We start from the raw sequence: 19,656 nt of genomic DNA on the forward strand, positions 1-19,656 counted from the left end.
ATGTATAAAACTGATATATATATAGACTTTGATAAAATAAATAAGAAAATAGAAAATTTAGAACTCACTATATCAGAAGGTAGAGTTAAAAAGATAATAGGGCTTACTGTAGAAGTTGAAGGGATAAAAGCTTTTGTTGGGGAGCTATGTGTTATATATAATCAAGTTAATAAACCGGTGAATTGTGAAGTAGTGGGTTTTAAAGATAAAGAAGTCATATTAATGGCGTTGGGAGAATTAACATTGATAGCGCCTGGTTGTAAAGTTATTTCTAAGGGGATACCTTTAAGTGTTATGTGTAGTGATAATTTACTAGGTAAAGTACTTGATGGTCTTGGAAATCCTATAGACAACTCAGACGTTGTTTTAGGAGATAGATACAACTTGAACAATGAACCTCCTGACCCAATGAAGAGAAAAAAGATACGAAATATAATGGAAACAGGTGTAAGAGCAATAGATGCATTTACTACTTGTGGTGAAGGGCAGAGAATAGGCATATTTGCAGGAAGTGGAGTAGGTAAGAGTACGACTCTAGGTATGATTGCTAGAAATGCAAAAGCAGATGTAAATGTAATTGCCCTTATTGGAGAAAGAGGGAGAGAAGTACTAGATTTTATTGATAAAGATTTAGGTGAAGAGGGAATGAAAAAATCTGTTGTTGTATGTGCAACATCAGATAAAGCCCCTTTGGTTAGGTTAAAAGGTGCTCTTACTGCTACTGCAATAGCAGAGTATTTTAGAGACCAGGATAAAAAAGTAATACTTATGATGGATTCAGTAACTAGATTTGCTATGGCACAAAGAGAAGTTGGTATAGCAATAGGAGAGCCACCAGCTCAAAAAGGATATACACCATCTGTATTTGCCATTTTGCCAAAACTTATGGAGAGAACCGGGACATCAGATAAAGGTTCTATAACTGCATTTTATACAGTACTAGTTGATGGAGATGACTTTAATGAGCCAATAGCAGATACCACAAGAGGGATACTTGATGGTCATATAGTTTTATCTAGAGATTTGGCAAATAAGAATCATTATCCGTCTATAGATGTATTGAATAGTTTAAGTAGGCTTATGAATGAGATTGCCTCAAAAGAAGATATAAAAATAGCATCACTTGCAAGAGATATGCTTGCTGAGTATAGAGAAGCAGAAGATTTGATAAATATAGGTGCATATGCTTCAGGTACAAATAAAAAAATAGATGAGGCAATTTATTATCATGAGCATATTATTAATTTTTTAAAACAAGGGATAAATGAAAAGAGTTCTTTTAATGAAACTATAAGTAGTTTGAGAAGCATCTTTGAATAAATAATTTAAAAAAATATTTGAATAGGTTGTGATGGAATTGGATAAAAATTTTAAGTTTAGATTACAGAAAGTTTTAGACTTAAAAATGAAAGACGAAGAAGAGATAAAAATGGAATTTGCTAAGATTCAACAAAAAAAAATAGATATAGAGACTAATTTAGAAAACTTAGAAAGTAATTATAGCAAATATTCTATAAGTAAAAATAACGATAGTATTCAAAATCAAAAAATAACTATTAACTATTTGTTAGCTTTAAATAACTCTATAATGGATTTATCAGAGGAGTTGGATAAGTCAACAAATGAACTTGAAAAAGCTAGAAAGCAGCTTATAGACAAACAGATAGAAAGAAAATCATTAGAAAAATTAAAAGAAAAAAAGTATGGACAGTACTATAAAGAAGCAAATTTAAAAGAACAAAACACTAATGATGAGTTTGCAAGTATGAGTTATTTGAGAAATAGACAAGTTCTATAAGAATGGTAGGAAGTGAGGATATTATTGTATGAAGATACAAGCAGATTCTTATAATATTATTAAAGATATTGGGGATAAAAAAAGTTCATCTAAGAATAAAAATATAAAAAATAATAAATTTGAAGATAATCTATATAAGGCAACAGACAATAAAAACGTTAAAGATAGAAGAGAAACAAGCAAGCAAAATGTCAGTTCAAATAAACCGGAAAATAGTGATAATGAATGTCATTTAGATGAAGATAAAAGTAATCACTTAGAGGATGAAAGTACATATGAAAAAGATTGCAGTAAGAATAATGATATTTTACAACAATTATTGAATCTTTTAAAAAATAATGATAAAAAAGATAAAGATATAAACTCTATATTGGATAATATAGAAAAACTAAACATATCAGATGAATTAAAACAAGAACTTAAACTTTATAAGAATATATTGAATAAGATTGCAAATCAAAATTCAGAGCTAAATAAGGCTAATATGAATAATTCTGATGACATGCAAAATTTAGACATAATGAAGTTGAGAGAACTTTTAGATAATAATGCTAACGAAAATTTTGAAGTAATTAGTAAAACTACAGAAAATGATACTAAAAGTATAGATTTGTATAATTTTGATAGCAATAGAATGGACAATCTTAACTCAAATAAGCAAAGAGATGATAGTTCTAATATTTTGGAAAAACTAGCAGGAGTCAATGGAAATAAGAGCGGGAATTTTGGTCAAGCAATAAATAAAAGTGTTGATATTAATAAAATTAAAAATGATAATGTCAATTTAAAACAGATAGAATCAAATGTAATGGACGATTCTATAAGAGCCATTAAACATATGAAAACAAATGATATACAAGAATTGACAATTAAATTAAGACCAAAAGAATTAGGAGATATGAACATACAATTGCTAAAAGATGGTGAAAGTATGAGAGCTGTTGTGACTGTTTTCAACAAAGATGTATTTGACTCTATAAATAAGAATATAACAGATTTAAAGCAACACCTTGAACTTACAAATGTAAATATAAAGGATGTATCAGTGCAAATGCATAGTGATAATAGAAGTACATCTGATACTTTTGATAAAGCATTTGAACAACAGAATAGACAAAATAAGCAAGAAAATATGAATAAGCAAGGTACAAATAATAAGCATAACAATATCGTTATAGAAGATGAGATTAAAGAAAATATTATTGATGATGATAGAGTAGATTTATTAGCTTAAGTAAGGAGGAAATATTGTATGTACGGAGTAGCAACAGCATTCGCAGGTACTCAAGGAAACTATAGGTCAAATAACTTAAGTCAACTTGAAAGAAATATTAATGATATTGCTAATAAACAAGTTAGAAGTAAAGGGAATCAGACAGTAACAGATAATGGGACTCCAATTATTGGACAAGGTGATGATGCTGATAAAGACTTGTTTATGAAGATACTTGTAGCACAGATGGGTAATCAAGACCCAATGAATCCACAAGACCCAACAGAGTATGTATCACAATTAGCACAGTTTGCAACTTTAGAAAAGATGTCAGCTATAAATGATAAGCTAGATGTACTTTTAGCCTTAAGTAACTCCACTCTAATAAACTCCACTTTGAGTATGGCAACATCACTAATTGGCAAAGAAGTAGAAGTATCTGGAGAAGAGGAAGAAGATGAAAACATTGTAGGTGTAGTAAAGTCTACATACATAAAAGATGGAGAGGTACACTTAGAATTAAAGGTAGATGGAAATGATGAAACTGTAGATGTTAAATATGAAAAATTACTTAAAATAGGAGAAGTAAACACAACTTCAGATGAAGAAGAAAGTTCTCCAGAAGAAGCATAATATTAAACTAGAAAAGAGGTATATTTATGATAAAAGCAATGTATTCAGGTGTAAGTGGCATGAAAGCAAATCAAACAAAGCTAGATGTAATAGGTAACAATGTAGCAAATGCAGGGACTACTTCTTTTAAGAAAAGTTCTGCTAGAATATCAGATTCATTTTATCAAACTATGCTATATGCAAGTGCCCCAACAGCTGCATTAGGGGGAACAAACTTAGGACAAGTAGGTGTAGGTAGTAAGATATCAAGCATAAATAAAGACATGACACAAGGAAATGTACAAGCAACTAATAGACGATCAGATTTAATGATAGATGGAGATGGGTATTTTCCAGTGGTAAGGCAAGGTACAGTTATGTATACAAGAGATGGGTCTTTTAACTTAGATACAGGATTTACAGCAAAAGATGGTGCTTTGAAGGATATTAAGGGTGGAAGACTTACAAATGGTGAGGGGTATATGTTACAAGGTGAGATTTATGATGGTAAGTATGATGATGCTACAGGTAACTTTACTCCGGTTGGTGATGCAAAAGGAAAAGAACCTATTGTAATACCACTTCAAAATATAGCTCCAGATGGTACTGTTCAAAACGTCTTAGAATACACTATCTCGAAAGATGGTACTGTAGAGTTTTTATTAAGTAATGGTCAGAGAACTCAGTTTATATATGAAGTTCCTGATGATGCTAAAGTAGGAGATAAACCTGGAACAGATACATCAAAAGGAACTATTCAAAAAGTACAAATATATGCATTCCAAAATCCAGCAGGGTTAGATGCAGCTGGAGGAAACTTATTCAAACCGTCAGCAAACTCAGGAGACCCACAAATAGCAGGAGCTACAGGAACAATAGTACAAGGAGCTATAGAAGCTTCAAATGTAGATATAGCAGAAGAATTTACAGAAATGATAATAGCAAGTAGGTCTTTCCAAGCAAACAGTAAAGTAATATCGACGTCAGATGAGATACTTCAAGAAATAATAAATCTTAAGAGATAGTAGGTACATATTATGATAAGAGTAACAGATTTAAACGGAAGAAGCTACATATTAAATTCAGATCTTATTGTGAGAATTGACTCTGTGCCAGAAAGTAGAATCCTCCTTACAACAGGAGAAAAAAATCTTGTAAAAGAGTCAGTAGATGAGATAGTAGATAAAGTAATAAAATATAAAAGAAAAATAAATGTAGGTTATATTAGGAGCGAAAAATAATGAAAAAAACAGATTCACTGACATTTATTGGACTAATATTATCTACAGTATTAGTTCTAGTTGGTGCCGCAAAAGGAAGTAGTTCAGGTTTAAAGAATTTTTATGATTTTTCATCAATATTAATTACAGTGCTTGGGTCATTTGGAGCGCTAATGATTACATTTACTATAGATGATATAAAACTTATGAAAAATGCATTACAGTACTCATTTAAAACAATGAGTATATCAAAATTAGATTTATTGGAACAATTTAAAACACTTTCTAAAAAAGCTAGAAAAGAAGGTCTTTTATCAATAGAAAACGATGTAATGGAAATAGAAGACCCATTTATGAAGAAAGGATTAGAGTTATGTATTGATGGTCTGGAAATCAATGAGATAAGGTCCATCTTAGAACTAGAAATAGACTCTGTTGAAGATACAAATAACAGATACTCTAAACTATTTAAAACTTGGGGTACTTTTGCACCTGCATTTGGGATGTTGGGTACGCTAATAGGTCTTATACAAATGCTAGCTGACCTTACATCTCCAGATTTAATAGCATCTGGTATGGGAAAGGCATTAATTACGACATTTTATGGTTCTTTACTTGCCAATATCGCTTTAAACCCAATTGCATATAATATAGATGCAAAGAGCGAAAAAGAAATTTACGTAAAGGAAATGATGCTAGAAGGCATAATAAGCATACAATCTGGAGAAAGCAGTATAGTAGTTGAGGAGCGTTTAGCAACATACCTTTCAAGCAACGAGAGACTAGAAATTATGACATCCAATAAAAATACAGAAAGAGCAATGAGCAATGGCGCGTAAAAAAAATAAGAAAAAGGATGAGATAAATCCAGATGCATGGTTAGCTACTTATTCAGATACAATAACACTAATTCTTACATTTTTCGTATTATTGTATGCAACATCAGTTGTAGATATGGAAAAATTCAAAAATATAGCAGATGCGTTAAAAGGTCAATTTTCTGGGATGAGTATGTTTAGTACAGGTTCAAGTACAAGTGAAAAATCTCCAATAGATAGTGTTTTGGTAGATAAAAATGATAAGTCAAATTTAGAACAGGATTTAAAAGATAAGGTTAATAATTCTAACTTACAAAATAGTGTAACAGTTAAAGATGATAGTAGAGGGGTTTTACTAGAGCTAGATGATTCAATTTTATTTGACTCTGGGATTTCTGAGTTAAAAGTCAATAGTAAAGCTACTCTCAATAAAGTATATGACATGATAAAAATGATGAAAAATAAGATAGTTATAGAAGGCCATACTGATAATGTACCTGTAAAATCAAGTACACATGAATCCAATTGGGATTTATCTTCTAGTAGAGCAGTAAGTGTTGTAAGATACTTTGTAGAAGAAAAGGGCATGGACCCTAAGCTATTTTCGGCAACAGGATGTGGAGAGTATCAACCTTTGGTATCAAATGAAACAGCAAAGGGAAGAGCTGAGAATAGAAGAGTTAATATACTTATAACTATTGACTAGGAGGAAGAGGTTTGTTCAAAAATAAAAAAATTATTATAATTATTTTGATACTGATTATTCTCTCAGCAGGAGCAGGGTTTTTTATATTAGGTGAAGGTGGAAATAAACAAGTTAACAAGATTATGAGTTTGTTTATTCCAACAGGAAAAGTTAAAGATGAAGTAAAGACAGAAAATCTTGACTTAGAAGAAATGATACTTAAACTAGCTGATGAAGGTGTAAGATATCTAAAAGTATCAATAACTGTATCTTATGATTCTTCATATAAAGATATAGAAAAAAATACACCTTTAATTAGGGATAATATCATAAATTGCTTTATGGCAAAAAGAGCAGATGATTTTACTGCTGAAAATTTAAATAACATAAAAGAAGAAATAAAAAATATATTAAATACACGCCTAGGTGAAAATGTAATTCAAAGTATATATTTCACAAATATAGTAGTGCAATAAAAGGATGGTAAGACATGGTACTTTATTTATTAAAGATATTAATATGTATCCCAATAATTTTAATATTGATAGTCTTATCTTTAAAAATTAGCCAAGGAACTTTATTAAAAAAATACAATGATAAGTATGTAAAAATATTAGATATTGTAAGTATAAGTAAAAACAATAGCATAATAATTTTAAAAATGGGTGAAGAAGGATGCATTATGGCATCTTCTTCCTCTAGTATGAATAAAATAAAAGACTTAACCAAAGAAGAAATATCAAAAATAGAAGACGACATTAAAGAAAGAAATTTTAAAATTCAAGATTTTAAAATGGAAAGAATCAAAATGAAATATGATTTCAGTAGATATATTGGAAAATTTACAAAAAAGGAAGATAAGTAAATGGAACTATTATCAGAATTACCTTTGGCTGATGTACCATATACAAGTTCAATGCAATTGTTTTTATTTCTAACTGCATTAATGTTTTTACCATTTGTAATGTTCATGATGACAAGCTTTGTCAGAATAGTTATAAGTTTATCGTTTTTAAAATCAGCATTAGGAGCACAGCAAGCAATTCCAAGTCAAATTTTGGTAGGGCTTGCAATAGTATTGACAATATTTATAATGAGACCAGTATTAAATGAGATAAACGAAAAGGCATTACAACCATATATGAAAGAAGAAGTCACTATGGAAGAAGCTATGAAGGAAGCAGAAGGACCTATTAAAGAGTTTTTATTAAAGCAAACTAGACAGACAGACTTAGATTTATTTGTAGAGCAAGCTGGTTTAAAAGAAAAGAAACTAACTCGTGAAAATATACCATTATCTGTTGTAGTTCCAGCATTTGCTATAAGTGAACTAAAAACTGCTTTTCAAATAGGATTTTTAATATATATACCATTTTTGATAATAGACCTTGTTGTGGCAAGTGTTTTGATGTCTATGGGTATGTTTATGTTGCCTCCAGTCATGATATCATTACCATTTAAGTTATTATTATTTGTAATGGTAGATGGATGGAACTTGATAGTAAAAACATTGATATTGGGGTTTAGATAGGAGAAAAATAGCATGAGTGAATTTATGATAATGAGTGTTCTTAAAAATGGTATGTTTACAGGGGCTATGATTGCAGCTCCAGTACTCATTGTTTCTCTTGTAGTTGGGCTTTTAATAAGCGTGTTTCAAGCTACAACTCAAATTCAAGAGCAAACATTGACATTTGTACCAAAGCTAATAGCAATTCTCTTAGTAGTAGCTATCGGTGGAAGCTGGATGTTACATACTCTTACTGGCTTTACTTCTGAGATATTCAATATGATATCTCTTATAACTAAATAAGTAGGATATATATGATTTTTGTATTTATTAGAATAGTAGCATTCTTTGGAACACTAAGAATACTATTTCCAGCTGGAACACCTGCTTTATTTAAGTCACTCTTTGCAATCATTATATCAATATTGATTTCAAGTACTATGCAAATTGAATATGCAACAAATATAGACAACATTATATTGTTTACGTTATATGGTATAAACGAGACTATAACAGGGATTATACTTGGATATATAACCAATCTATGTTTTTATAGTATCAGAATGGCAGGTTCTATGATGGACCAACAGATGGGATTATCAATGATTAATATGTTTGACCCAAACTCACTAACTCAAACGACTTTAATTGATAATCTTATGAACTGGACAGCACTTATGATATTTTTTAGCATGGATGGTCATCATGTTTTAATTCGAGGTATAAGGTATAGTTTTGAGTTAATTCCAATAGGAAAATCATTTGTAGATAATAATATAGATTATATAATAAACATATTTGTACAGTGCTTTTTAACTGGATTTAAAATAGCAATACCTATTGTACTTTGTCTACTTATGGCAGATTTTATCTTAGGGCTTATATCGAGAAGTGTGCCTCAACTAAATGTAATGATAGTTGGTATGCCATTAAAAATATTGGTTGGTATTGCACTATTTATCATATCAATACCTTTAATTGTCAACCAAATAAGCCATTTATTAAGTCAAATACCAAAGATGTATGAAGGAACTTTTGCACTAGCTCCTATGTTTTTTATGGGCTCAACAGATAAAACAGAAGAAGCTACTCCAAAGAAAAAAGGAGAACAAAGAAAGAAAGGTAATATAGCAAAGAGTAGAGAATTACCCGTTGCAATGACTCTACTTGCATTCACCTTATTAGTACCTACATTATTTTCATATGTAGTAGATACACTTAAATCTTCACTTAATTATTTTTTGAGTCTGGATTTTTATATGAACATAAATTATTCAAATCTAGAAAACTTAGTTATAGTAGGATTAATGGATTTTTTTAAGATATTTTTGCCAATAGCTATTCCATTCTTAGTTTTAGGTATAGCAGCTAACCTATTTCAAGTGGGAATATTGTTTACTGGCGAAACTTTGAAGCCAAATATATCAAAATTAAATCCAGTTAGCGGATTCAAAAACATGTTTTCTATGAGAAGTTTATCAACTTTAATAAAGGATACAGCGATTATATCTATTTTAGCTTATATAGGATATAGATTCTTTCAAGATAATTATTTGGACATATTAAAACTAGGTAATATATATCTGCCAAGTTTAATGTACACAGTCAAAGACTTAGTATATTCCATATTGAGTAAGATTTGTGTAGCTATGATAGTTATAGCAGTTGCAGATTATTTTTATCAAAGATATAGTCATAAAAAGCAACTGAGAATGACAAAACAAGAAGTTAAAGATGAATATAAAAACTCAGAAGGAGACCCAGAAATAAAAGCTAAGATAAAACAAAAACAAAGACAAATTTCATCTCAAAGGACTATGCAAGCAGTGCCAAGTGCTACTGTAATAGTAACCAATCCAACCCACTTATCTATAGCAGTAAGATATGAAAAAGGGAAGGACCAAGCTCCAGTAGTAGTGGCAAAAGGTGCAGATTATTTAGCTTTTAAGATAAGGGAAATTGCAAAGGGAAATGACATCCCTATAATAGAAAATAAACCTATTGCTAGGTTATTATATAAACAAGTAGAAATAGACCAAGAAATTCCAGAAGACATGTATCAAGCTTTTGCAGAGATATTAGTAGCAGTATATAAAATCAAAAATAGATACAAAGTCTCAAAAAGGTAGGATAAGTAATGAATAAGTTTAATCTAAAGGAAAATATGGACGTAATAGTGGCTTTTGGTGTTGTAGGAATTGTTCTTATGATGATAGTGCCATTACCTACATTTGTATTAGATATTTTACTGGCAATTAACATAAGTTTATCTGTGCTAATTTTATTAATGACATTGTTTACAACAAATGTACTTGATTTATCTATATTTCCAACAGTGTTACTTGTAACGACACTATTTAGATTGGGATTAAATCTTTCGTCAACTAGATTGATTTTAACTCAGGGTTATGCAGGTGAAGTTATAGAAGCATTTGGAAGTTTTGTTGTAGGAGGAAATTACGTAGTAGGAATAATTATATTCCTAATTATATTAATTGTTCAGTTTGTTGTTATAACCAATGGTTCTGGAAGAGTATCTGAAGTAACAGCTAGATTTACGTTAGATGCAATGCCAGGTAAGCAGATGAGTATAGATGCAGATTTAAATGCAGGAGTTATAGATGACAAAACTGCTAGAAAAAGAAGAAAAGAACTCCAACAAGAAGCAGACTTTTATGGTTCTATGGACGGAGCAAATAAGTTTGTAAAGGGAGATGCCATAGCAGGTCTTATAGTAACAGCAATAAACATAATAGGTGGAATTGTAATAGGAGCTGTAATGCTAAATATGACTCTTATGGATGCAGCACAGACATATGTAAGACTTACCATAGGAGATGGTCTTGTAAGTCAGATACCAGCTCTATTAATATCCACATCAGCAGGTATAATCGTAACAAGAGCTTCTACAGATGAAAACTTTGGTGGATTAGTAGGTAGACAATTAACAGCAATACCAAAGGCAATAATGATGACTGGATGTGTTTTAATTGTACTTGGTATGATGCCTGGATTACCTAAACCAGCATTTTTTTCACTGGGTATAGGTGCTATAGCAGCAGGTTACTTTTTAGGAAGAGAAAAGAAAGATACTTTAGAAGATTTGGATTTTGAAAAACCTGATATGGTAAATCCAGATAAAAATGAAGTGGAAGATGTGACAAACTTAATAAATGTAGAATCAATAGAAGTAGAAATTGGATATGGTTTAATATCTTTAGCAGATGAATCAGCAGGAGGAGATTTACTTCAGAGAATAGCATCAATAAGAAGACAATGTGCAATAGACATGGGTATAGTTGTACAACCTATAAGAATAAGAGATAATTTACAACTAAATCCAAACCAATACAATATAAAAATAAAAGGAAATGTAGTTGGTGGGTATGAGATAATGCCTAATATGGTTTTATGTATGGACCCTATGAATCAAGGTTTTAATATATTTGGAATAAAGACAATTGAGCCTACTTTTGGAATAGAGGCACTCTGGATAGAAAGTAACAAGGTAGAAGATGCAGAGTTAAAAGGTTATACAGTTGTAGATTCATCCACAATACTTATAACCCACTTACTAGATATAATAAAATCCAATGCACATGAATTGCTGGGAAGACAAGAAGTTAAGACTATTATAGATGCAGCCAGAGAAAATTATAGTGCTGTAGTAGATGAATTGATACCAGATTTAATGACACTTGGTGAAATTCAAAAAGTGCTTAAAAATCTGTTAAGAGAAAAAGTGAATATAAAGGATAGGGTTACAATCCTTGAAACACTTGCAGACCAGTCTCGAAATACAAAAGATATAGAGTTACTTACTGAATATGTAAGAATAGCTCTGGCTAGAAGTATTTGCACTAATTTAGTAGATGAAGATAAGGCAATTGTAGTGGCTACATTATCTCCAGAAACTGAGGAACTGGTATCTAATAATTTACAAAGGTCTGTAAATGGAACTTATCCAGCAGTTGACCCAGAAAACACAAATAAAATATTTGAGAGTATACAAGAAGTAATGAACAATGTATATTTCAATCATAATATACCAGTAATAGTAGTATCACCAAAGATAAGAGCTCCTTTTAGAAAATTAGTTGAAATTGTATATCCTAATTTGACTGTACTATCATTAAATGAAATACCTAACGATATTAAAATCAAAGCAGAAGGTGTGGTGAGCATATATGATGACGAAAAAGTATACAGCTAACACAATTCAGGATGCTATGAATCTAGCCAAAATGGAATTGGGCGATAATATTACATTAATAGATAAAAAAGAAGTAAGAAAATCTGGAATACAAGGTATTTTTGCCAAGAAAGATATTGAACTAACAATTGGATGGGAAAAGAGAGAAAACGTAGAACAAAAAGATTTAAAACGAGAGATAGAACAATTAAAGTCAATTATAAGTAATATGGGGTTTGATGATAAGAGAGATGATGATATAGATAAAATATGTAAGAATCTACTAAGCCTAGAATTAAATGAAGAGATTGTGGAATCTATAAGAATTGATTTGCAAGAAATGAAGTTAAATGGGATTGATACAAGTAAGAATTTAGTAGAAAGTCTAAAAAAAAGAGTTAAAATAGAAAATCAAGAGATAAATGGGAAAATTGCTCTAGTTGGTCCACCAGGCGTGGGTAAAACAACTACAATAGCAAAGCTAGCTGCAAAATTAGTTTTTGGGGAAAATAAAAAAGTAGGAGTAATTACTATAGATACATATAGAATTGGTGCTGTAGAACAGTTAAAGATATATACGGACATAATGAATATTCCTTTTAAAGGAGTAATAAGCCCTGATGAGATGGAGTTGGCACTTGATGAGATGAAAGATTGTGATATTGTATTAATAGATACAACAGGTAGAGGGTATAAAAACTCTATGCAAATACTAGAAATCAAAAATCTCATAGATAAAGCTGAAATTGATAATATATATTTAGTTTTGAATTGTACAACAAGAGAAAGTGATACAAAAGCAATTATAGATTCATATAGAAATGTGAATTTTAAAAGCTTAATAATTACAAAGCTAGATGAAACAAACACATATGGCTCAATATTTAATATAATGAATTATGCACAAAAACCAATATCATATATTACAACAGGACAAAATGTTCCTGATGATATTATAAAACCTAATGAAGATAAGATTATAAGATTATTATTAGGAGTTGAAAGTATATGATAGACCAAGCTCAAATTTTGAGAAAAATGGCAATAGAAAAAAGAGGACTTAATGAATTTATAGTAGAGAATGACAATACACCTAAGATAATTACAATAGCTTCTGGTAAAGGTGGAGTTGGAAAGAGTAATCTCGCTACAAATTTGTCTATATGTTTGACCAAACTTAATAAAAAAGTTCTTATACTAGATGCAGATATAGGTATGTCTAATATAGATATAATAATGGGGGTGAATGTAAAGGGGACTATAATTGATGTAATTAATGGTGAGAAAAACATAGAAGATATAATTTCACAGACTAAGTATGGTGTAAATATAATATCTGGAGGTTCTGCCCTTAATCATATAGAAGACTTTACAGAAGTCCAAAGAAATAAGTTTATACATATCATAGAACAGATTCATGATGTGGATTTTATAATAATTGATACAGGAGCTGGTATGAGTAAAAGCCTATTGTCATTTATATATTGTAGTACTGAATTTTTCTTAATAACAACTCCAGAACCGACGGCATTGACTGACGCATATAGTTTATTGAAAGCTATAAGTAATTTTGGTATAAAGAGAAGTGCAAACATAATAATCAATAGGGTAATTAATTTAGAAGAAGCAAAATCCACATATAATAAAATAAATACAGTTGTGGATAAATTTCTAAATCTTAATTTAGAATTGTATGGATATATAATAGATGATAAAAAAGTAGGCGTATGTGTAAAAAAACAGATACCATTCATTTTAGAATATCCTACAAGCATTGCATCAAAATGTATTATAACTATAGCAAAGAGAATAGTAGGTCAGTCAAGAGAAGATATTGTTGATAATAAAGGTTTACTAAGAAAGATGTTTAGTATATTTAAAAGCTAAGGAGGCGTAGTTAATGAATAGAGAAGAATTAATAAAAGAGAATATGCCTCTTGTAAAGAGTATAGCAAAAAAATTTTTTATACCAGGGAAAGGTTTTGAATATCAAGATTTAGTAAATAGTGGAGTCATTGGATTGATTGATGCAATAAATAAATTTGATGCTGAAAAGGGAGCAAAATTTTCTAGTTATTCTTATATAAAGATAAAATCTGCCATATTAGATGAAATCAGAAATCAAAGTCCGATTTCTAAACATAATTTAACTAAAGTAAATAAGTATAATAGAGTGGTAGAAAAGTTGCAATCTGAATTATTAAGAGAGCCAACTTCACATGAAATTGTAAACGAATTAAATGTTTCAGAAAAAGAACTTCATGATATCGAAAGTAATATAGACATGCTAAACATTGTGTCATTAAACTATGTAGTCTTTGAAGATACAAATGAAACTGTACAAGATGTAATAAGTGATAGAGAAGAAGAGATTCCAGAAAATGTAATAGAAGAAGAAGAAAAGTTAGAGATTCTATCTAAAGCAATTAGTAATTTAAAGGAAAGGGAAAAATTAATACTTTCACTGTACTATTATGAAGATTTAAATCTAAAGGAGATAGGGAAAGTGCTAGGTGTTTCAGAATCAAGAGTTTCACAACTCCACAGAAAATCGATAAGAAACCTAAGAAATAAAATAAAAGAACTTAAATATTCTATATAGATGGTGATTGATGAGATGATACAAATTATATTAATAGTAGTGTCTATTTTAATAATAGTAACTATAGTTATAAATTTACATAAGGAACCAAAAAATAAGGATAATAAATACTTTGACAAAATATTTGAGCAAGAATATGAATCAGATGATAGATTAATAGTTGCAGAAAAAAGAAGATTCTTTTTAGATAAAGTACTTGCTGAAATAAGAAGTAATAATAATATAAAAGTTTATGAAAATTATAACTTAATAAAGACTAATGAAGAAATAAAGGAAAGCATATTTATAGAATCAAAAAAGGAAGTAAAACAAGAAAATGAGCTATCTCTTAAAGTGAAACATCTTATAAATTCCGGCTATGATGATGTAGAAATATGTAAGGTGCTGGATATTGGAAAGGGGGAGCTGTTATTAATAAGGAGTTGTTACAAAATATAAGAATATTATTATTTGATAAAAAAGTATTATTGGGAATAGGGATTGGTATATTAATATCAACTTTATGTATAATGCTTTTTAGTAATAATGATATGAGTAAGGCAGAGATAGAAAAAAAAGCCAGAACATTAGGTATGAAATATGAAAGTGAGATGAAAGTTTTAGAATAGATAATACTGTATAAGTACTTACAAAAGAAGGAGGTCATAACGTGATAAGAGGATTATATACAGCAGTTTCTGCTATGATAACTAATCAACAAAAGCAAAATGTTGTTGTCAATAACCTAGCTAATATGGATACAAATGGATATAAAAGTAAACAACTTTTAACTAAAAGTTTTGATGAATTAAAACTAGAAGGTTATAATAATTATGCAAATGGAACTAAACAAAAGCAAGCTATAGGCGATATAAGTCCAGGTGTTTCTATGGATGAAACTATCACAAATTTTAATCAAGGTCCTATAAAAACTACTGATAATAAAATGGATGTAGCTATTCAAGGTAAGGGATTTTTTCTAGTTAGTGATGTAGCTGGAAATCAATTTTATACTAGAAATGGAAATTTCAGAACAGATAATCAAGGTGACCTTATAACAAGTGAAGGGTATTATGTACTTGGGACGAATACTGCAACTGGTGCTGTAGGTCATATAAATGTAGGAAATCAAAAGTTTGAAGTAGCAAAAGATAATACAATATCACTGGACGGAAATGCTATGTACAAATTTAATATTGTAGATTTTAATGACTATAATAAATTAAAAAAAGAGGGAGATAACTTGTATTCTGGAGGAGGAGCTATAAAAGTAAATGATGCACTTACAATACAAAGTTCAATAGAGTCTTCTAATGTAGATATGGTGTCTGAAATTAATAATATGATGACAATATCAAGAGAGTATGAGGCAAATCAAAAAATAATTCAAGCTATGGATTCTAAATTAGCAAAAATAGCAAGTGAGATTGGTTCAGTAAGATAGGTAATAGGAGGTGAATTTTTATGTACACAATGTTTTATACTAGTAAAACAGCTTTATCAGCAAATCAAAGTAAACTTGATATAATATCTAACAATATAGCAAATACTGATTCAACAGGATATAAAAAAATAAATATGGGATATTCTGATTTAGTGGATGAAGTACTAAACAGACCATCATATCCTACAAATGGTAAAGATATATCGACTGGAACAGGAGCTAAGGCATCAGCTCCCATGAGAATTTATGAACAAGGTGCATTAGTTCCTACAGGTAGTAAGAGTGATTTGGCGATAGATGGAGAAGGATTCTTTAGAGTGATAAGAAAAGATGGTACATATGCATATACAAGAAATGGTGGATTTAATGTAGATGCTTTAGGTAAGATTGTAGATGACAATGGAAATACATTAGATGTTCAATTTGATGCAGGATATAACTATAATAATACGAATATAGATAGTACAAACTTAACAGTTTCAAGAAATGGAGATTTATTCGTAGATAATAAGAAAATAGGCAAAATAAATTTATATCAACCTATAGGAACTCAAAATTTTATATCTGAAGGAGATAGTCTGTTCGTTGCAACTGATGCAGCACAGATTAAACAAGTTGAGAAAGTAGATATAGTTCAAGGATATAGGGAGAGGTCAAATGTTTCTTTACAAGAAGAATTTGTCGATTTAATAGTCACTCAAAGAGCATTTCAAATGAATTCAAAAGGAATAAGGACAGCAGATGAAATGTGGCAAATAGCTAATAATTTAAGAGCTAAATAATTATGTAAGGTGAGGAATATTCATGTATGATATGAAAGAGTATGATTTCGGCAAACCTCAGAGTTATTCAAGAGAAAATTTAACTAGTTTAAATTTTTTATTAGCTGAATTCTGTAAAAAATATAAAAATTATATAGTTTATGAACTTAAGTGTAATTCTAACATGGTTGTTGATAGTATAGACCAAGTAAATTATCAAACTTTTTTAGATAGAGTGACAGCTTCATGTGTAGTAGTACAAAATGCAATGGAACCTATTATGAAAAACTTTTCTTTTAGAATAGATAGAAGTGTAGCTGATATGTGGATTGATATAACTGCTGGAGGGAATGGAGTCGTAAAAGATAGTGATAGAGATTTTACAGAACTTGATAAGAAAGTGCTTTTACATCTTATGGAGGATTTAGTAAGAAATATGCATTTATTTGAAGGCTTTGAAAATATACAAGTATTGGATACACATACACATATTAATTTACCACAATTGTGTTCTCCAACTGCACCTGTATGCGTTGTAGATTTAAAAGTCTTAAATGATAATAAGTATATTGGTACTGTTTCTCTTTGTTTCCCGTACAATGGTTTAGAGGCTCTCTTAGAAGGTATCTCTGTAGTAGAATTTTTAGATAATGATGCAGGGGATAATTCAGAAGAATTTACCCAAAAAATTTACAATAGTATATCTAATATAGAATTACCAGTTATTGCAGAGGTAGGTAAAGTATCAATTAATGTTGAAGATTTACTTAAACTAGAGGTTGGAGATGTAATAGTAACAAATAAAAAAATAAATGATTATATAGATGTATTTATAGAAAATTCAAAATCATACACAGCAACACCAGGATTTATATCAAGTAAAAAAGGTGTAAAAATAAATGATGCTGTTGGAAAAGAGGTGTAGTTATGGACAATAGTAATCTTATTTCAGATGAAGAAGCAAAGATGTTGTTAAATGATAAAGTCGGAAGTGAAATTGATGGAGATGATGAATTAGCTTTAGATGTCTCTGAAGCTAACCGAAATAATATACAGAGGATACTTGACCTTAAGTTGGAATTATCTGTAGTTATAGGAAGAACTAAAATGAGCCTAAAAGATATTTTGAATTTACATAAAGGTTCTCTTATTGAACTGGACACTTTAGCAGATCAAGACGTAGAAATACTAATAGATAATAAAGTCTTGGCTTATGGAAAAGTAGTGGTAGTAGATTTGAACTTTGGTGTAAAAGTAACAAGTATAGTAAGTGAGGAAGATATGGTAAAATCTCTTGTTTAGAAATAACATTAACTAATACTTAATGCATGAGGTGGTATTTATTTTAAACTTAAATGATATAAAAAAAGATATATTAAAATTCAATAAAAAAGACTCATGTTTTCTATATAATGAATCTATTAATAATATAAATAATAATTGTATATCAAGTGGATTGAAATTTTTAAAAGAAGCAAGAGATTTAAACCCAGATGATGTTGATATATTAAATCTCATAGGTCTTGTAAACTTACTAAAATGTAATTTTGATGAGGCTGTAGAAAGTTTCTATAAGAGTTTAATTTGTGAAAAAACTGCTCTGTGTGAAAAGTATATAAACATGCTTACATCTGAGGAGTTTTTAATTTTCTTTGAAAAGTACAATCAACTTATAAGGTTAATAAACAAAGGAATGTATAAAGAAGCTATACAAGGTTTTAAACTTATAACTGAACAATACTGTGATTTAATAGAACCTTATGAGTTGCTTGCTTTACTTTATGATAAGGAAGAAGAATATATAAAATTTGATGAATGTTTAGAAATCTTGAAGACTATTGATAAAGAAAATTATTTATTAAATCAAGAAAATAGTACGTTAGATATATATAATAGTGCTAACATACAAATTAAGAGTAATGCAAATGTAGATACTTATAAGAATGAGTTTTTGCATAAAAGTAGTAATAGCCATAAAATTGATGCTACTAAAAATGTAGCTAAAGAAAAGAGTTCAAGCAAAAATCAGAAAAGTTCAGATTCTAATAAGAAAAAAAGTATTAAAAAAAATAAGTACCTATATATAGCAATAATATTAGGAATATTATTAATAGGACAAAATATATATAGTTCTTATAAGATGAATAATTTAACTGATAAAATATCTAAAAATAATGGAACTAAGGATGAGGAGTCAATAGATTCTAGTTTAGGTAATAAAGAAAATGATATAGAAGAAAATGAGGATGTCAATAAGAGTAATAAAAAACTCAATAAAGAGGATGTAAAATCTAAAAAAAATATTGTAGAAAATGAAGATGATAAAGATTCTGACTTATTTACAGAGGATGAATTGATGTCTAAGGCAAATAATTTAAAGTCAGAAAAGAAAACTAAATCTTCTATAAAACTATATAAGAAAGTTGCAGATATAGGTAAAAATAAGGGAAACACATCAGAAGCAACTTATCAAGTTGCTCTTCTTAGTGAAAAGTTAAAAGATTATGAAACAGCTGAAGAATATTATAAAATGTATGTAGAAAATTACTCAGAAAAAGATGCTTATTTTGATGAGTCTTATTATAACTTAGGTATGATGTATTATAACAATGGCGATTTAAAAAGTTCTAAATTGACATTAAAGAAGTTGGTTAATAAGGTACCTAATAGCATGTATAATAACTCAAAAGTGAAAGAAATTTTAAAAGAAGAATAATTAAATTAAATAAGAAAAATAAATTATTTCATTTTAAAATAATTTGCTTATAATATATTGACATACTATTTTAAAAAAATTAAAATAGTAATTATAAAATGAGGAG

24 protein-coding genes are annotated in these 19,656 nt (G+C 29.3%); all 24 read left to right on the forward strand.

Features of this window, described 5'->3' with window-relative positions; all coding sequences use genetic code 11:
• The 24 genes from fliI to JJC02_01955 are packed head-to-tail and all read left to right on the forward strand — an operon-like array spanning position 1 to position 19,550.
• Positions 1 to 1,320 carry a flagellar protein export ATPase FliI gene (gene fliI / locus JJC02_01840; GenBank protein UDN54966.1) on the forward strand — a complete coding sequence of 440 codons (1,320 nt, stop codon included), beginning with the start codon at positions 1 to 3 and terminating at the stop codon, positions 1,318 to 1,320.
• A gap of 31 nt (positions 1,321 to 1,351) precedes the next feature.
• Positions 1,352 to 1,798: a flagellar export protein FliJ gene (fliJ, locus tag JJC02_01845; GenBank protein ID UDN54967.1), complete on the forward strand. Its 447-nt coding sequence runs from the start codon at positions 1,352 to 1,354 to the stop codon at positions 1,796 to 1,798.
• A gap of 28 nt (positions 1,799 to 1,826) precedes the next feature.
• The gene (locus JJC02_01850; protein UDN54968.1) at positions 1,827 to 3,032 is read left to right on the forward strand and encodes a flagellar hook-length control protein FliK; all 1,206 of its coding nucleotides are present in this window, start codon (positions 1,827 to 1,829) and stop codon (positions 3,030 to 3,032) included.
• Between the two features lie 18 nt (positions 3,033 to 3,050).
• Positions 3,051 to 3,644, forward strand: coding sequence for a flagellar biosynthesis protein FlgD (locus JJC02_01855; GenBank protein ID UDN54969.1), 594 nt, complete (start codon positions 3,051 to 3,053; stop codon positions 3,642 to 3,644).
• A 26-nt stretch (positions 3,645 to 3,670) separates the two neighbouring features.
• On the forward strand, positions 3,671 to 4,648 hold the full coding sequence (locus JJC02_01860) for a flagellar hook-basal body complex protein (GenBank protein UDN54970.1): 978 nt from the start codon (positions 3,671 to 3,673) through the stop codon (positions 4,646 to 4,648).
• Between the two features lie 12 nt (positions 4,649 to 4,660).
• Positions 4,661 to 4,864: a flagellar FlbD family protein gene (locus JJC02_01865; protein UDN54971.1), complete on the forward strand. Its 204-nt coding sequence runs from the start codon at positions 4,661 to 4,663 to the stop codon at positions 4,862 to 4,864.
• Entirely contained in the window at positions 4,864 to 5,682 is an 819-nt protein-coding gene (locus JJC02_01870) for a MotA/TolQ/ExbB proton channel family protein (GenBank protein UDN54972.1), read from the forward strand. Before JJC02_01865 ends, JJC02_01870 begins: the two co-directional genes overlap by 1 nt.
• Positions 5,672 to 6,367, forward strand: a complete 696-nt coding sequence (locus JJC02_01875) for an OmpA family protein (protein ID UDN54973.1) — start codon at positions 5,672 to 5,674, stop codon at positions 6,365 to 6,367. Before JJC02_01870 ends, JJC02_01875 begins: the two co-directional genes overlap by 11 nt.
• A gap of 11 nt (positions 6,368 to 6,378) precedes the next feature.
• Positions 6,379 to 6,822, forward strand: coding sequence for a flagellar basal body-associated FliL family protein (locus JJC02_01880; GenBank protein ID UDN54974.1), 444 nt, complete (start codon positions 6,379 to 6,381; stop codon positions 6,820 to 6,822).
• 14 nt (positions 6,823 to 6,836) lie between these two features.
• The gene (locus JJC02_01885) at positions 6,837 to 7,211 is read left to right on the forward strand and encodes a FliO/MopB family protein (protein ID UDN54975.1); all 375 of its coding nucleotides are present in this window, start codon (positions 6,837 to 6,839) and stop codon (positions 7,209 to 7,211) included.
• Positions 7,212 to 7,877: a flagellar type III secretion system pore protein FliP gene (gene fliP, locus JJC02_01890; protein ID UDN54976.1), complete on the forward strand. Its 666-nt coding sequence runs from the start codon at positions 7,212 to 7,214 to the stop codon at positions 7,875 to 7,877.
• Between the two features lie 12 nt (positions 7,878 to 7,889).
• Positions 7,890 to 8,159, forward strand: a complete 270-nt coding sequence (fliQ, locus tag JJC02_01895; GenBank protein ID UDN54977.1) for a flagellar biosynthesis protein FliQ — start codon at positions 7,890 to 7,892, stop codon at positions 8,157 to 8,159.
• An 11-nt stretch (positions 8,160 to 8,170) separates the two neighbouring features.
• Entirely contained in the window at positions 8,171 to 9,985 is a 1,815-nt protein-coding gene (locus JJC02_01900) for a fused FliR family export protein/FlhB family type III secretion system protein (GenBank protein UDN54978.1), read from the forward strand.
• Positions 9,986 to 9,993: 8 nt separating this feature from the next.
• Complete coding sequence (flhA, locus tag JJC02_01905) at positions 9,994 to 12,069, forward strand: flagellar biosynthesis protein FlhA (GenBank protein UDN54979.1); 2,076 nt, start codon at positions 9,994 to 9,996, stop codon at positions 12,067 to 12,069.
• Positions 12,044 to 13,060, forward strand: coding sequence for a flagellar biosynthesis protein FlhF (gene flhF, locus JJC02_01910; protein UDN54980.1), 1,017 nt, complete (start codon positions 12,044 to 12,046; stop codon positions 13,058 to 13,060). The genes flhA and flhF overlap by 26 nt, the downstream gene beginning before the upstream one ends.
• Positions 13,057 to 13,935 (forward strand): MinD/ParA family protein, encoded by an 879-nt coding sequence (locus JJC02_01915; GenBank protein UDN54981.1) that lies wholly within the window; start codon positions 13,057 to 13,059, stop codon positions 13,933 to 13,935. Before flhF ends, JJC02_01915 begins: the two co-directional genes overlap by 4 nt.
• Positions 13,936 to 13,948: 13 nt before the next feature.
• Positions 13,949 to 14,650, forward strand: a complete 702-nt coding sequence (locus tag JJC02_01920) for a FliA/WhiG family RNA polymerase sigma factor (GenBank protein ID UDN54982.1) — start codon at positions 13,949 to 13,951, stop codon at positions 14,648 to 14,650.
• A gap of 15 nt (positions 14,651 to 14,665) precedes the next feature.
• Positions 14,666 to 15,088: a flagellar protein gene (locus JJC02_01925; protein ID UDN56358.1), complete on the forward strand. Its 423-nt coding sequence runs from the start codon at positions 14,666 to 14,668 to the stop codon at positions 15,086 to 15,088.
• Positions 15,073 to 15,258: a flagellar protein gene (locus tag JJC02_01930; GenBank protein UDN54983.1), complete on the forward strand. Its 186-nt coding sequence runs from the start codon at positions 15,073 to 15,075 to the stop codon at positions 15,256 to 15,258. The genes JJC02_01925 and JJC02_01930 overlap by 16 nt, the downstream gene beginning before the upstream one ends.
• Before the next feature lie 41 nt (positions 15,259 to 15,299).
• Positions 15,300 to 16,073, forward strand: coding sequence for a flagellar basal body rod protein FlgG (gene flgG / locus JJC02_01935; GenBank protein UDN54984.1), 774 nt, complete (start codon positions 15,300 to 15,302; stop codon positions 16,071 to 16,073).
• A gap of 20 nt (positions 16,074 to 16,093) precedes the next feature.
• A complete protein-coding gene (flgG, locus tag JJC02_01940) occupies positions 16,094 to 16,855 on the forward strand; it encodes a flagellar basal body rod protein FlgG (protein ID UDN54985.1) in 762 nt (253 codons plus the stop codon).
• A gap of 22 nt (positions 16,856 to 16,877) precedes the next feature.
• Positions 16,878 to 17,759, forward strand: coding sequence for a FliM/FliN family flagellar motor switch protein (locus JJC02_01945; GenBank protein ID UDN54986.1), 882 nt, complete (start codon positions 16,878 to 16,880; stop codon positions 17,757 to 17,759).
• A gap of 2 nt (positions 17,760 to 17,761) precedes the next feature.
• Positions 17,762 to 18,136 (forward strand): FliM/FliN family flagellar motor switch protein, encoded by a 375-nt coding sequence (locus JJC02_01950; protein ID UDN54987.1) that lies wholly within the window; start codon positions 17,762 to 17,764, stop codon positions 18,134 to 18,136.
• Positions 18,137 to 18,167: 31 nt separating this feature from the next.
• Positions 18,168 to 19,550 (forward strand): tetratricopeptide repeat protein, encoded by a 1,383-nt coding sequence (locus tag JJC02_01955; GenBank protein ID UDN56359.1) that lies wholly within the window; start codon positions 18,168 to 18,170, stop codon positions 19,548 to 19,550.
• Positions 19,551 to 19,656 lie beyond the last annotated feature (106 nt).

It is taken from the genome of Clostridioides sp. ES-S-0054-01, assembly GCA_021561035.1.
Lineage (GTDB): Bacteria > Bacillota > Clostridia > Peptostreptococcales > Peptostreptococcaceae > Clostridioides.

Coding starts and splice junctions, on each gene's coding strand:
- JJC02_01915 (UDN54981.1), top strand. CDS start 13,057: ATGATAGACCAAGCTCAAATTTTGAGAAAAATGGCAATAGAAAAAAGA.
- JJC02_01900 (UDN54978.1), top strand. CDS start 8,171: ATGATTTTTGTATTTATTAGAATAGTAGCATTCTTTGGAACACTAAGA.
- JJC02_01920 (UDN54982.1), top strand. CDS start 13,949: ATGAATAGAGAAGAATTAATAAAAGAGAATATGCCTCTTGTAAAGAGT.
- JJC02_01855 (UDN54969.1), top strand. CDS start 3,051: ATGTACGGAGTAGCAACAGCATTCGCAGGTACTCAAGGAAACTATAGG.
- fliQ (UDN54977.1), top strand. CDS start 7,890: ATGAGTGAATTTATGATAATGAGTGTTCTTAAAAATGGTATGTTTACA.
- JJC02_01875 (UDN54973.1), top strand. CDS start 5,672: ATGGCGCGTAAAAAAAATAAGAAAAAGGATGAGATAAATCCAGATGCA.
- fliP (UDN54976.1), top strand. CDS start 7,212: ATGGAACTATTATCAGAATTACCTTTGGCTGATGTACCATATACAAGT.
- flhF (UDN54980.1), top strand. CDS start 12,044: ATGATGACGAAAAAGTATACAGCTAACACAATTCAGGATGCTATGAAT.
- fliI (UDN54966.1), top strand. CDS start 1: ATGTATAAAACTGATATATATATAGACTTTGATAAAATAAATAAGAAA.
- flgG (UDN54985.1), top strand. CDS start 16,094: ATGTACACAATGTTTTATACTAGTAAAACAGCTTTATCAGCAAATCAA.
- JJC02_01870 (UDN54972.1), top strand. CDS start 4,864: ATGAAAAAAACAGATTCACTGACATTTATTGGACTAATATTATCTACA.
- flhA (UDN54979.1), top strand. CDS start 9,994: ATGAATAAGTTTAATCTAAAGGAAAATATGGACGTAATAGTGGCTTTT.
- JJC02_01865 (UDN54971.1), top strand. CDS start 4,661: ATGATAAGAGTAACAGATTTAAACGGAAGAAGCTACATATTAAATTCA.
- JJC02_01860 (UDN54970.1), top strand. CDS start 3,671: ATGATAAAAGCAATGTATTCAGGTGTAAGTGGCATGAAAGCAAATCAA.
- JJC02_01885 (UDN54975.1), top strand. CDS start 6,837: ATGGTACTTTATTTATTAAAGATATTAATATGTATCCCAATAATTTTA.
- JJC02_01950 (UDN54987.1), top strand. CDS start 17,762: ATGGACAATAGTAATCTTATTTCAGATGAAGAAGCAAAGATGTTGTTA.
- JJC02_01945 (UDN54986.1), top strand. CDS start 16,878: ATGTATGATATGAAAGAGTATGATTTCGGCAAACCTCAGAGTTATTCA.
- JJC02_01850 (UDN54968.1), top strand. CDS start 1,827: ATGAAGATACAAGCAGATTCTTATAATATTATTAAAGATATTGGGGAT.
- fliJ (UDN54967.1), top strand. CDS start 1,352: ATGGAATTGGATAAAAATTTTAAGTTTAGATTACAGAAAGTTTTAGAC.
- JJC02_01925 (UDN56358.1), top strand. CDS start 14,666: ATGATACAAATTATATTAATAGTAGTGTCTATTTTAATAATAGTAACT.